This is a genomic window from Agilicoccus flavus, assembly GCF_014857905.1.
GTDB classification, from domain to species: domain Bacteria; phylum Actinomycetota; class Actinomycetes; order Actinomycetales; family Dermatophilaceae; genus Agilicoccus; species Agilicoccus flavus.
This window is the reverse complement of sequence record NZ_JACYXE010000023.1, coordinates 1-13,264: the sequence shown is the minus strand read 5'-3', so window position 1 is coordinate 13,264 and position 13,264 is coordinate 1. Positions and strand designations below refer to the sequence as shown.

General features: G+C 72.8%; 10 protein-coding genes. 5 read left to right on the top strand and 5 right to left on the bottom strand.

Going from position 1 to position 13,264, the window contains the following annotated elements; all coding sequences use genetic code 11:
• Window positions 1-234: 234 nt before the first annotated feature.
• Window positions 235-1,545 (bottom strand): ABC transporter substrate-binding protein, encoded by a 1,311-nt coding sequence (locus ICW24_RS18865; RefSeq protein ID WP_226347270.1) that lies wholly within the window; start codon window positions 1,543-1,545, stop codon window positions 235-237.
• A gap of 50 nt (window positions 1,546-1,595) precedes the next feature.
• Window positions 1,596-2,915 carry a histidinol dehydrogenase gene (hisD, locus tag ICW24_RS18860; RefSeq protein WP_226347269.1) on the bottom strand — a complete coding sequence of 440 codons (1,320 nt, stop codon included), beginning with the start codon at window positions 2,913-2,915 and terminating at the stop codon, window positions 1,596-1,598.
• A 1,075-nt stretch (window positions 2,916-3,990) separates the two neighbouring features.
• Between hisD and ICW24_RS18855 the strand changes: the two genes are divergently transcribed.
• Entirely contained in the window at window positions 3,991-5,241 is a 1,251-nt protein-coding gene (locus ICW24_RS18855; protein WP_226347268.1) for an AGE family epimerase/isomerase, read from the top strand.
• A gap of 31 nt (window positions 5,242-5,272) precedes the next feature.
• Here ICW24_RS18855 and ICW24_RS18850 read toward each other — a convergent pair whose 3' ends face one another.
• Window positions 5,273-6,214, bottom strand: a complete 942-nt coding sequence (locus tag ICW24_RS18850) for an EamA family transporter (protein WP_226347267.1) — start codon at window positions 6,212-6,214, stop codon at window positions 5,273-5,275.
• A 71-nt stretch (window positions 6,215-6,285) separates the two neighbouring features.
• On the opposite strand from ICW24_RS18850, the gene ICW24_RS18845 reads away from it, so the two are divergent.
• Both ICW24_RS18845 and ICW24_RS18840 read left to right on the top strand, forming a co-directional pair.
• Entirely contained in the window at window positions 6,286-7,170 is an 885-nt protein-coding gene (locus ICW24_RS18845; protein ID WP_226347266.1) for a LysR family transcriptional regulator, read from the top strand.
• 195 nt (window positions 7,171-7,365) lie between these two features.
• Window positions 7,366-8,571 carry a 4-hydroxybenzoate 3-monooxygenase gene (locus ICW24_RS18840; protein WP_226347265.1) on the top strand — a complete coding sequence of 402 codons (1,206 nt, stop codon included), beginning with the start codon at window positions 7,366-7,368 and terminating at the stop codon, window positions 8,569-8,571.
• 220 nt (window positions 8,572-8,791) lie between these two features.
• Here the strand turns inward: ICW24_RS18840 and ICW24_RS18835 are convergent, their stop codons facing one another.
• Window positions 8,792-9,430, bottom strand: coding sequence for a class III extradiol ring-cleavage dioxygenase family protein (locus tag ICW24_RS18835; protein ID WP_226347264.1), 639 nt, complete (start codon window positions 9,428-9,430; stop codon window positions 8,792-8,794).
• A complete protein-coding gene (gene folP / locus ICW24_RS18830) occupies window positions 9,427-10,290 on the bottom strand; it encodes a dihydropteroate synthase (protein ID WP_226347263.1) in 864 nt (287 codons plus the stop codon). The genes ICW24_RS18835 and folP overlap by 4 nt, the downstream gene beginning before the upstream one ends.
• Window positions 10,291-11,118: 828 nt before the next feature.
• On the opposite strand from folP, the gene ICW24_RS18825 reads away from it, so the two are divergent.
• Together ICW24_RS18825 and ICW24_RS18820 are read left to right on the top strand one after the other, a co-directional pair.
• Window positions 11,119-11,688 carry a TetR/AcrR family transcriptional regulator gene (locus ICW24_RS18825; protein ID WP_226347262.1) on the top strand — a complete coding sequence of 190 codons (570 nt, stop codon included), beginning with the start codon at window positions 11,119-11,121 and terminating at the stop codon, window positions 11,686-11,688.
• Window positions 11,689-12,156: 468 nt separating this feature from the next.
• Window positions 12,157-13,264 (top strand): DUF222 domain-containing protein (locus ICW24_RS18820; protein WP_226347261.1); only part of this gene is annotated, 1,108 nt, incomplete at its 3' end.

Genomic DNA, 13,264 nt, shown 5'->3' with positions numbered 1-13,264 from the left:
GTAACCCAAATCGTGTCAAGAAAGGAGCCGTCCGTCATGTAGGCGCGCCGCGCCTTGCCTCTGCTTTAATTGTGGTTCATGCCGTCCTTATTGGGTGCTTGAGCTGCGGTGAATAAGCCTCTCGGTGTCACGAGGGTCCAGAACTCGCGTCTGCGCATCTGGCGGCTCCGATCTGTGCGAGGGGGAGGGCGCCGGCGCGGGGCCCGGAAGGACCCCGCGCCGACCCGAGCGACGTCAATACTTCGTCATGATCTTCTCGGCGATCGCCTGCATCTGCTGGGCGCCGGCGTCCGCGGGGGTCTGCCCGCCGATGACCTTCGCGAGGACGGGCAGCGTGTCGTTGCTGATCTGCGCGACCCAGGGCTGGATCTGGGGCGGCGGCGCCTTCTCGATGGACTGCTGGACGGCGTCGGCGTACGCCATCTTCGACTTGTCGATGGCGCTCTCGCGGGCCGGGTAGGCAGCGGGGACGGCGCCCTTGGACGCCTCCTCGTTCACGGACGTCGCGGCGATCTGGAAGAGCAGGTCGGGGTCGAGCTTCGTGTTGTACGGGATCGACCAGCCGTCGATGGAGACCTGGGTGTAGACGGGCCCACCGGCCTTCGCGGCCGGCGGCGGCGCGAACGCGAACGAGTTCGCGAACTTGCTGTTCGTCGCCTGCGTGAGGTCGTTCATGCGTCCCGAGAACATGATCGACATCGCCGCGGTCCCGTTGTACATCTGCTGCTGGACCTTCGGCTGGTCGAACGTGGTGACCTGCGGGTCCATGTAGGGCAGCAGCGACGCCATCGTCTGCAGCGCCTGCTTGCTCTCGGGGGTGTCGAAGTTGGGCTTCTTCGTCTTGGGGTCCACGTACGGCTTGCCGTAGGCGCCCAGCATCGCGACGTAGGCGGTACCGAGGTCCCCGCTCGAGAGCCACGGCAGGGCGATGGGGCTCTTCATCTTCCCGGAGTCCTGGATCTTCTTCGCGGCCGCGATCATCTCCTGGAACGTCGTCGGCGCCTTGAGACCCAGCTCGTCGAACACGTCCTTGCGGTAGGCCAACGTCAGGGCCTGCGCCTGCATGGGGATCGCGTAGATCTGTCCGTTGTAGGACATGCGCTCGACCATGTCCTTGTTGAGACCGTCGAGCTTGTAGGTGGCCTTGTGCTTCTCGAAGTACTCGTTGAGCGGCTTGAGCTTCTTCTCGGACGCGAGGCCCGGGATGATGAAGCCGTACGTCTCGAGGATGTCGTACGTGCCGTTGCTCGTGCCGAGCGTCGCCTGCGTCTTCTGGACCTGCCCCGGGAAGTCGATCGGGTCGTGCTTGACGGTGACGTTGTCGTGCGTGCAGCTCGCCACCATCGTGTTCGTGAACGGGTCCACGGCCGAGCTGTTGTAGGCGAGCACGTTGACCGTCGTCGGGGACGACGGGTTCGTGAAGTTGCACGTCGTCTTCGTGGCGGTGTTGGCGGCGGTCTTGGAACCGGCACCGCAGCCCGCGAGGGCGAGCCCGGTGACGCACACGGCGCTCGTGACGGTGACGAGCCTGGATCGGTACTTCATGGGTCGGTCCTTCTTTCTGGCGTGCCGCGGGCCGGCGGTGCGGGGGTGGATCAGGGAGTGATGAGGTCGAGCCGGAGCTGGGCGCTGTCGCGGTGGGCCGGCATCTCCTCGAAGTCGGAGATCGTCACGACGAGCTCGGCCTGCGGGCGGGTCGCCTCGCGGGTCGCGCGCTGGTAGGTGAGCTGCTTGAGGAAGCCGAGGACGGACAGCCCCGCCGTGTAGCGGGCGCCGCGCGCGGTCGGCAGCACGTGGTTCGTGCCCGACATCCCCTTGTCGGCGTAGGCGACGGTGGACCACTCCCCGAGGAAGAGGGAGCCGTAGTTCTTGAGGTTCTCGAGGTACCAGTCGAGGTCCTCGGTGAGGATCTCGAGGTGCTCCGGCGCGAGGATGTCCATGACCCGGGCCGCGGTCTCCCGCGTGTCGGCGACGTAGACCGACCCGTAGTCGCGCCACGCCGCGCCGGCGATGTCGCGGGTCGCGAGCCCACCGAGCTGCCGGTCGATCTCGACGAGCACCTTCTCGCCCAGCTCCTCGCTCGTGGTGACGAGGGAGGCGGGCGAGGACGGGCCGTGCTCGGCCTGGGCCAGCAGGTCGGCCGCCACCATCACCGGCGAGGCGGTGTGGTCGGCGATCACGGCCACCTCGGACGGGCCGGCGAGGACGTCGATGCCGACCTTCCCGTAGAGCTGGCGCTTCGCCTCCGCGACGTAGGCGTTGCCGGCGCCGACGACCATGTCGGCCGGCTGCCCGTCGAGGAGCCCGAACGCCATGGCCGCCAGGGCCTGGACGCCGCCGAGGGCGTAGATCTTCTCGGCGCCGGAGGCCCGGGCCGCGAAGAGCACGGCGGGGTGCGGACGCCCGTTCTTCGAGGGCGGGGTGCACGAGACGATGTTGGGCACGCCCGCCGCCCGGGCGACGCCGACGGTCATGAAGGCGCTGGCCAGGAGGGGGAACCGGCCGGCGGGCAGGTACGCCCCGACGTTCTGGACGGGCACGTACCGCTGGCCGCAGACGACGCCGGGGATGACCTCGGCCTCGAAGTCGGTGAGGTGCTCGCGCTGCATCCGGGCGAAGCGCGCGGTGCGCTCGGCCCCCGCCTCCAGGGCCTCGCACAGGTCGCTCGGCAGGCCCTGCACCGCCTCGGCCACCTGGGCCGGCGTGATCTCGAGGGAGTCGCCCTCCCAGCCGTCGAGATCCCTCGCGTAGCGCAGGACGGCGTCGAGCCCGTTCTTCTCGATGTCGCCGAGCATCCGCGACACCGTGTCGACGACCTTCGGGTCCTGCTGCGCAGGCGCGTCCGGGCCGGGCGGCTCCTTGAGCACGGTGACCGCGCCGTCGATCAGGTCCTTGTCCGAGACATTGAGATGCATACGTATACCTTGCTGACGCGGGGGAGGTTTGGCAAGAGGGTGGCGTGGGGTCGTGCGCAAACACCCCGCGCATGACCCGGACGGGTGCCGTGACGCCAAGATCGTGACATACGCCTGCATCGCACGGTGGATCGCGACCCGGGCCGGTGATCCGCGATCACCTACACCCGGCCGGCGGTGCCGGGAGTCACCGTTCGATCACGAATGACCCGGCTGTCGCGCCGACGGTCCGCCGCGGCAGGCGCCGGTTCGGGGACTCATCGAGGTCCGTGTCGATGAGGTCGTGCCGAGCGAGCCCTCGCCGGACGGGCCTCGCCCGACGGGCCCTCGCCGGACGGGCCCTCGCCCGGACGCTGCCGCTCGGACGACGCGCGATCGCACCGGGCAGCCCGGCGAGGACGATCGCGTCGATCTCGTCGCGCCCCGGCATGAGTACCGGGTCGGGTTCTACTCCTTGTGTTCGACGGCCCTGCTGATGGGCCAGGGCGTGGTCGTCGCGTCGGCCACGGCCACCCTCCGCGCCGCCGCCGCGGCCATCTCCCGACACCCAGCCGAGGGCCGGGGCCCGGGGTTTTCACGACAACTGCACTGCCTTTGGTGGCGGCGCTGACATCGCCGCTGGTCAGAGGGTCGGGCTCGGTGCCGGGATACCATTGGCAGTGCAGTTGACGTGAAAACCCCGGTGCGCGTCGGTCCGACCCGACGCGCGGCGGCCCCTCGACCCCCTCCCGGTTGCGGCCCTGCTCGGTCGGCCCCATCGAAAGCCCGCTCTCGCGCTCACTGCGGCTCGCACACTCATCTCCGCTCGCCGCTCGTGCCCCCTGGCGCGCTCACTCCGGCTCGCAAGCTCACCTCCGATCACCGCTCGAGCCCTCTGACGCGCTCACTCCGGCTCGCAAGCTCACCTCCGATCACCGCTCGAGCCCTCTGACGCGCTCACTCCGGCTCGCAAGCTCACCTCCGTTCGCCGCTCGAGCCCTCTGACGCGCTCACTCCGGCTCGCAAGCTCACCTCCGTTCGCCGCTCGTGCGGCAGGATGATGGTGGCTCGCCCGCGCTCCCCGGAGGTGCCCGTTATGGCCGACCTGTCCGCCCCCTCCCACTCCTGGCTCGACTCCCCCACCCACCGGGCGTGGCTGGACGACGGGGCGCGCCGCATCTTCGCGTTCGCGCGGGGCGCGGCGGTGCCCGGTGCAGGCATCGCCTACCTCGATGCCGACGGCCGGCCAGCCGCCGACCGGCCGCCGCAGCTCTTCCTCGCGGCGCGGATGGCGCACGCGGGCTCGCTCGGCGCGATGCTCGGCATCCCGGGGGCGGGGCGGCTCGCCGACCACGCCGTCGACGCGCTCCTCACGCTGTTCGCCGACGAGAGGCACTGCGGGTGGGTGAGCGACCCGACCCGGCCCGACGGGCGAAAGAGCGCGTACGACCACGTGCACGTGGGGCTCGCGGCGGCGTCGGCGACCGTCGCCGGCCATCCCGACGGCCCGCGGCTGCTCGACCGGGTGGCCCAGGTCGTCGAGGACCACCTGTGGCGCGAGGACGAAGGCGCCCTGGCGGAGTCGTTCGCCGCGGACTTCACCGACGAGGAGGCCTACCGCGGCGCCAACGCCAACATGCACGGCCTCGAGGCGTTCCTCGCGATGGGCGACGTCACCGGCGACGCGCGCTGGCACGAGCGGGGGCTCTCGATGGCGCACCGGGTCGTGGGCGAGCGGGCGCGGCGGCACGCCTGGCTCGTCCCGGAGCACTTCGACCCCGCGTGGAACGAGCTCCTCGACCATCACCGCGACGTCCCCGACCACCCCTTCCGCCCCTTCGGTGCGACGCTCGGGCACTCCCTCGAATGGGCCCGGTACCTCGTCGACCTCGCCCACTCCCCGGCCCTGCCCGAGCACCCGTGGCTCCTGGAGACGGCGCTCGGACTCGCCGGGACCGCGCTGGAGCGCGGGTGGGCCGCCGACGGCGACGAGGGCCTCGTCTACACCGTCGACTGGGACGGCACCCCCGTCTCGCGCCTGCGCCTGCACTGGCCCGTGTGCGAGGGGATCGCCGCGAGCGCCGCCCTGGCGCGCGCGACCGGCGACGACGCCTGGGAGCGCTGGTACCGCCGCCTGTGGGACCACGCGGTCACGTACTTCGTCGACGAGCGGGGGGCGTGGATCAACGAGCTCGACGCCGACCTGCGCGAGGCCGGCACCGTCTGGCCGGGTCGACCCGACGTCTACCACTGTCTCGGCGCGCACCTCCTGCCGCAGGCCGGGCTCGGCCGGTGCCTCGCGCTGGCCGTCGCGGAGCAGCCGTCGCGGCTCGGGCGTCTCGCCTGAGGTCGAAGACCGCGGGTCGGGACGTGCCGCCTCACGCCCGCCGGGCGAGGGGTGGCGCGGCCGGCTCCGCGCCCTCCGCCACCGGGGCGGCCGACGCTGCTGGGACCTGCCGGCCCCGCAGCGATCCGAGCAGCACGCCGCCGACGACGACGAGGCCGCCGAGGGCCTCGACGAGGCCGGGCCGCTCCCCGAGCACGAGCCACGCGGTGCTCAGCCCGACGACCGGCACGAGCATGGAGAACGGGGCCACCCGGCTCGCGGGATGGGCCCGCATGAGCCACGTCCAGACGCCGCCGGCGAGGGCGGTCGCGAGCACGCACGTGTAGAGCAGTCCGAGAAGCGCGGGCACGGCCTGCGGCGTCAGGGCCGTGGACAGCGCGGCCCCGATGCGGTGCGGGCCCTCGACGAGCCACGATAGGGCGAACATCGGCAGCGGCGGCACCACGGACATCCACAGGGTGAGGTGCAGCGGGTTCTCCGGCCGGGCCTGGCGCGAGGCGAGATTGCCCAGGGCCCAGCCCAGCCCGCCGAGCACCGTGAGCAGGAACGGAAACCCCGTCGCGCCCCCGAGACGCTGCGACCCGACGATCGCGAGACCACCCACCGCGACGACCGCGCCGACGATCGCGAGCCCGGAGAGCCGCTCGCGCAGGAGGGCCGCCCCGAGGAGGACGGTGAACGGCGCCGAGCTCTGCAGGACCAGGGACGCCAGCCCGGTCGGCATGCCCGCGTTCATCGCCCAGTAGAGGAACGTGAACTGCAGGATGCCGAACCCGACGCCGTAGCCGATGAGCCAGCGCAGCGGCACCGTGGGACGGGGCACGAACAGCACGGTCGGGATCGCGAGCAGCGTCCAACGCACCGCGACGCACAGGAACGGCGGGAAGTGCTCGAGCGAGGCATGGATGGCGAGGAAGTTGACGCCCCACAAGACGGCGACGAGGGCGGCGAGCAGGCGGTGGGAGACGGGCACGTGTTCATCGTCCAGGGGATGACCATGTAGTTCAAGCAACATGTTCTGCATCGTCTGAGTAGGCTTCCTACATGGACGCGAGGCACCTGACGCTGCTGCGGGAACTGGCGGAGCGCGGCAGCGTCGCCGCCGTGGCGGCCGCGACGCACCGGACCCCGTCCGCGGTCTCGCAGCAGCTCAGGACGGCGAGCCGGGACCTCGGAGTCCCCCTCGTCGAACCCGACGGGCGCGGCGTCCGCCTCACCGGTGCCGGCCGGCTCCTCGCGCAGGGCGCGGCCGACGTCGAGACGGCCCTCGCCGACGTGCAGGCGCGCCTCGACTCCTACCGCGGCCGGGCCGTCGGCACGGTCGGCGTCGCCGCCCTGCCCAGCGCGGCCGCCTACCTGCTCCCGCGGGCCACGCTCACGCTCGCCGCACAGGGCATCGACGTGCGCCTCACCGACGCCGACCTGCCCGAGTCGGGCTACGCGCCCCTCACCGCCGATCACGATCTCGTCATCGGGCACAGCCTCACCGGCGACACCCTGCGCGGCTCGGGGCATCTCGTCCGGACGGTCCTCGCACGCGAGCCCATCGACGTGGCGCTGCCCGCCGACCACCCCCTCGCCGGGCGGGACCGCCTCCGCCCGGACGACCTCGCCGGGCAACCCTGGGTGAGCGTGCCGGAGGGCTTCCCGTTCGCCGAGATCCTCCGCGCCGTCGAGCTGCACACCGGCCGGCCCGCCCGGCGGGTGCAGGAGCTGACCGACAACACCCTCGTCGCCGCGTTCGTCGCCGCCGGACACGGCCTCGGGCTGCTGCCGCGGTACGCGACCGGCCTGCCCGACCGCCTCGTGCTCCGGCCGCTGGTCGGGGTGCCGGCGCGGCGCTGGATCGTCGCCCTCGCCCGCCCCGACCGGGCGCGCCGGGTCGTCGTGCGGCGGGTCCTCGAGGAACTGCTCGCCGCGGCCCCGTGACGTCGACCGGGGGCCGTCGCGCGCCCCGACGAGGGGCGATGTCTGCGGTCGCGCTCGCTTCGGCTCGCACGCTCGACTCCCCTCGCCGCAGAGTGGTCGATCGAGCTCACCACGGCGCAGGTCGTTGCGAACGCCGACGGAGGCGGGAGGTGGCAGGGTGGGTGAGGTATCGCCGCCGCGCCGCCAGGAGGAGCCATGCCGCAGGACGCCGTCGTCAGCACACCCACCGTCGCGATCGTCGGAGGCGGTCCGGCCGGGCTCATGCTCTCGCACCTGCTGCATCGCGGGGGGATCGACTCCGTCGTCGTCGAACGCCGCACCCGCGACGAGAGCGAGACGACGCACCGGGCGGGGATCCTCGAGGCCGACAGCGTCCGGATGCTCGTCGAGACCGGCGTGAGCGACCGCGTCCTGCGCGAGGGCGACGAGCACGAGGGCATCGACCTGCGCTTCGGCGGGGTGAGCCACCGCATCGACTTCGGCCACCACATCGGCGAGTCCGTGTGGCTCTACCCGCAGACCGACGTCTTCATCGACCTCGCCGATGCGCGGGCGCGCGACGGGGGCGACGTCCGGTTCGGCGCCAGCGACGTCACGGTGCACGACGTCGACTCGACGTCTCCGCGGGTGAGCTTCACCGACGCCGACGGCACCCCCCAGGAGCTGCGGCCCACGCTCGTCGTCGCGGCCGACGGGTCGCGCAGCGAGTGCCGCGACCTTGTGCCGGAGCGGCTGCGTCGCACGTTCCGCCGCGAGTACCCGTTCGCCTGGTTCGGCATCCTCTGCGAGGCCCCGCCGAGCGCCCCCGAGCTCGTCTACACCCACTCCGAGCGCGGCTTCGCGCTCATCAGCCAGCGCACGCCCACGGTGCAGCGCATGTACTTCCAGTGCGACCCGGGCACGAAGGCGGACGACTGGTCGGAGGAGCAGATCTGGGACGAGTTCCAGGCGCGCGTCGCCGGCGAGGACGACTTCCACCTGCACACCGGGCCGATCATCGACAAGACCGTGCTCGGCTTCCGCAGCTTCGTCCAGGAGCCGATGCGGTACGGCACCCTGCTCCTCGCCGGCGACGCCGCGCACACCGTGCCGCCGACCGGCGCGAAGGGCCTCAACCTCGCCCTCGCCGACGTCCACACGCTCGCGGCGCTCATCGAGTCCGCGCTCGCGGCGGACGATCTCGACGTCCTCGACCACTACACGCCCCGCGCCCTGGAGCGGGTGTGGCGGGCGCAGAACTTCTCCTACTGGATGACGCAGATGCTGCACCACCCCGGCAACGGCGAGGGCGCGTCGTTCGACTCGCGCCGCCAGCTCGGCGAGCTGGCCAGCGTCGTCGGCACCGAGGGCGGTCAGCGCTACGTCGCCGAGTGCTACACGGGGTGGCCGCTGCGCAAGTGACGAGCGGCGAACGGAGGCGAGCCCGCGAGCCGCAGTGAGCGCGACAGAAAACTCCGAGCGGCGAACGCAGGCGAGCCCGCGAGCCGCAGTGAGCGCGACAGAAAACTCCGAGCGGCGAACGCAGGCGAGCCCGCGAGCCGCAGCGAGCGCGACCGAAAACTCCGAGCGGCGAACACCGTCGAGCCCGCGAGCCGCAGTGACGACCGACCGGACCGCGCGGTCAGCGCGCCCAGGTCCAGGTGGCGACGAGGTAGGCCACGCCGAACGGGTCGCCCTCGGCGAGGACGTCGACGGCCGGCGGTGGCCGGTCCGCGGCGTCGAGGGCGGCTGCGGCCGCGAGTACCTGCAGGGGTGCTCGCCCCTGGGCGAGGAGGTCGTCGGCGGCCTGCGCGTCGAGCGCCGCGAGGGCGTCGTGGTCGCCACGGGCGACGGCCCTGCGCCACACGTCGTCGTAGGCGAAGCTCCGCTCGTCGAGGTGGCCGGGGGCCCGCGGCCCGCGGCGGGCGGACCCGTCGGCGACGACGATCAGGGCGGTGCGGCCCGGGGTGTCGGCCAGCGCGGCGCCCAGCGCCGCGCACTGGGTGGGCGTCGCGTCGGCGCCGACGACGACCGGTTCGACCGGCCGGTCCACGCCGGCGGCGCGCAGGTACTCGGCGGCGACCCGCAACCCCGCCGGCGCGTTCGAGTGGTGCGGCGACGGGGTACCCGCGGCGAGCACGACGACCTCGTCCCCCTCGGCACAGACGGCGGCGACCGCGCGCGCCGCGGCGTCCCGCCACGACGCGCCCGGGTCGGCGAGCGAGGCGTACTCGGGCAGCACGCACAGCGGCTCGGGCACCACGGCCGCGGCGCCGATCACGCGAGCCCCCGCACCGCGCGCGCCGGCGGCCGGTGGCCCTGCACGCTCGAGACGAGGTCGAGCACCTGGCGCGTCTGCGCCACCTCGTGGACCCGGTAGACCGCCGCCCCGTGCCACGCGCAGAGGGCGGTGGCCGCGAGGGTGCCGGTGAGGCGCTCCCCCACCGGCAGGTCGAGGGTCTCGCCGACGAAATCCTTGTTGGACAGGGACACGAGGACCGGCCAGCCGGTCGCCGTCATCTCGCCCAGGCGCCGGGTCACCTCGAGCGAGTGGAAGGTGTTCTTCCCGAAGTCGTGGGCGGGGTCGATGAGGACGGACTCGCGCGCGACCCCGGCCGCGACGGCCCGTTCGGCCTCGGCGACCGTGTCGGCGATGGCCGAGGCGACGACGTCGTCGTACTCGACGCGGTGCGGCCGGGTGCGCGGCGTGACGCCACCGGTGTGCGTGCAGACCAGGGCCGCCCCGGCCCGCGCCGCAGCCCCGGCGAGCTCCCGGTCGTAGCCGCCCCATGCGTCGTTGACGAGGTCCGCCCCGGCGGCGCAGGCCGCCTCGGCGACCTCGGCCCGCCACGTATCGATGCTGATGACGACGTCCGGGAAGTCCTCACGCACCCGCGCGACGAAGTCGACGACGCGATCCTTCTCCTCCGCGGCGTCGATCGGTTCGCCCGGCGCGGCCTTGATGCCGCCGATGTCGATGATGTCCGCCCCCTCCTGCACCACCCGGGCTACCCGCTCGAGCGCCGCCTCGATCCCCCAGGTGGCGCCGCGGTCGTAGAACGAGTCGGGGGTGCGGTTGACGATCGCCATGACGAGCCGATCGGTGGCGGCGTACTCGTGCCGGCCGAGCCTCAGCGTCATCGGCCACGCCCCCGACGGACCTGCATGGACGGGCTCAGTACCGGAGTCGGGCTCAGCGTCGGGATCGGATGGTGGTCCGGGGTCGGGGGGCGATGATCGGGACAGGGCACGTCGTCCAGGGTAGGTCGCGCCCCTGGGACCGATCCGGGCGTTCGGCGAGGTCGTCGGGGCGGCACGCTCGGGGGCGGTCCCCAGGGGCGCGGCACCGAGCCGTCGCGGGCGAGGAGAAGTCGCCGTTGCCGTCGGCCTCGACGGACACCTGCGGATGGTCGGGCCGGTCGACGACGAGGCGGTCGCCGCCGGCCGGCATGACGAGCAGCCGGGGCAGATCCACCCGAGCGTCGAGCGCCTCGCCCGGCGCCTCGGCGAGGACGTCGTCGGCGGCCGAACGCTCCCGCTCGGGAGCGGCGTTCGTGTCGTGCGAGGCGCCGCCCTTGGTGGGCGTCGGCGAGGTCGAGGATGGGCGGGACGAACAGTCGCCCCTGCGGCAGGCCGAGCTCGCGGCGACGCGACCGCCCCTCATCGAGGGGCGCCACGGCCGGGGTCGAGACCCAGTTGGTGAGCCAAGACCGTCCGCGGTCGGCGCGGCCCGAGTGCGGTGGGCAGGGAGCCCCCGGACGACGACGTCGGAGAGGCCGGTGCGGGCAGGGAGCGCGCGGACGACGCCGTGGCTGCCGGCGGGTGCCGGCGAGCTCGGGGCGTTTCGGGGCGAATCGGATCCCGGACGAAGCGGATTCAGGCCCCGACGAAGGAGAGTCGGCGCCGGTCGGGCGGATCGACCGGCGTCTTGCGGTCGGGTCGGGCAGGCGTGGCGTCTAGGGTTGCCGGGTGAGCGCGCAACCGCCGGTCGACGAACCCCGCCGAACCACTCTCGTCGCTGCCACCGTGCAGGTCATCGCCGCGCACGGGCTGGGCAGCGCGTCGCTGTCGCGGATCGCCACCGCGGCGGGGATGAGCAAGCCGGCCGTGCTCTACCACGTCGGCAACCGGGACCAGCTCGTCACGCAGACGGTGGAACACATCCTCGACCGGACGACCGTCGACGCCGCCGACGCGGACAGCGCCCGCTCCGCCCTCTTCGACGTCGTGGAGCGCACGCTGCGCACCGGCTGGGACGACCCGATCACCGCCCGCGCGGGTCGCGAGATCCGGCACACCCACCCGGAGGATCACGCCCGCCGCCGGGTGACCGTCCTCCGCGAACTGTTGCTCGCCGGCGCCGACGACGGCTCCCTGCAGGTCAGCGACCCGGGCCTCGTCGCCGCGGCCCTGGACGCCGTGCTCGACGCCGCCCTCGCCCGCGGGTTGGAGCAGGGCGTCGACAGCGGCGACGACGACGCCGACGACCTCATCGCCGAGACCGTCAACCTCGTCGATCGCGTGGTCACCCCGCGCTGACGCCCGGAACGCGGCCCCGACCAGCGTGCCGCGACGAGGGGGTGCAGCCTTGGGGCCGCCAGGAGCACGCCCCCGGAGGAAGGAGGCGCTCGCCGCCAACCCCAGGAGAGCTGGACGCCCGCCGCACACCCCGGGGAAGAAGGCGCTCGCCGCCGACCCAGGAAGAGCTGGACGCCAGCCGCATACCCCGGGGAAGAAGGCGCTCGCCGCCAACCCCAGGAAGAGCTGGGCGAAGGTCGCAAACCGCCGGCGAGCGGGGAGCAAGAAGCAGGGGCCAAGCCGTCGGGCGTCGACCGGCATGAGATGCGGATGCTTAATGTGATACAGATCACACCGAAAGATGGTCTTGAAATTCATTGCAGCGCAGGCACATTGCGGCGCGCCAAGCGGAGGCGAATAAGCTTGCCACAGTAGGCGTTTGACCTGTGGATAAGTCGGATCTCGCATGCGTGTTCGATAGAATGGGGCATGACGTCGACCACCCTTCCCGAGTCGCCGGCCGTGCCGGCCGGGGATGGGTTGCGGGCGCAGATCGACGCGATTCTCGGGATTTCCGGGGGCTTGTCCGCGGTAGCGAATGCGGAGTTGGCGGGCTTGGCCGCGTTGACGGCGGAACTGGTCGCGGCGGCGTCCGCCGCGCAGGCGGCGGTCGTGTTGGATGCGTCGACGCGCGGGGTGATCGCGGAGTCGGATCACCCGCGGGCGCGGGCGTGGGTGGAGCAGTCGTGCCGGGATGCCGGGGTGCCGGTGGCGAAGGGCCAGGCGCGGAGTCTGCACGAGGTCGCGCAGACGTGCGTCGGGTATGACGTCGAGGCGTTGCGGGCGGCGGTGACGGAGGGGCGGGTCGGCATCGACCTGGCGGGGGTGGTGGCGAAGTCGTTCCGGCGGTTGAAGCGGGGCATCGAGTACCCGAATTGGGACGCGCTGCTGGCGATCCTCATCGACCATGCGGCCGAGGGTGCGCCCGTGAAGGATTTCGCGGCGATCGAGGATCTGTTGTCCGGGCAGTACGGGATTCCCGGGCGGCTCGAGGACCAGCACGAGCGCCTCCGGGACCGGCGAGAACTGTCGGGGTTCCACCGGGACCGCAACGGGATGCTGGTCGCGACATTGCGACTCGACCCGGCCTCCGAGGCCGTCTTCACCGCCGCGATCAACGCCCTGTCCGCGCCGATCGTCGACGAGCACGGCCACCTCGACCCCCGCTCGACCGGCGCCCGCCGCGCGGACGCGCTGCTCGACATGGTCGCCGCGGCAACGGAAGCCGATCGGGATGTGCCCGGGTCGGGGACGAAGGCGAAGGTCGTCGTGACGATCCCGCTCGAGACCCTCATGTCCGGTCTGGAAGATGCCGCCGAGAAAGGGTGGGCGACGACGGGGTTCTCGCAGGCGCTCTCGCCGAGCGAGGCGCGGATCCTCGGCTGCGACGCCCAGATCATCCCCGCCGTGCTCGGATCGAAGAGCGAACTCCTCGACCTCGGCCACGCGAAACGCCTCATCACCCCGGCTCAACGCCTCGCGCTGCAGCAAAGAGACCACCGCTGCACCTTCCCCGGCTGCACCATCCCGCCCGCGT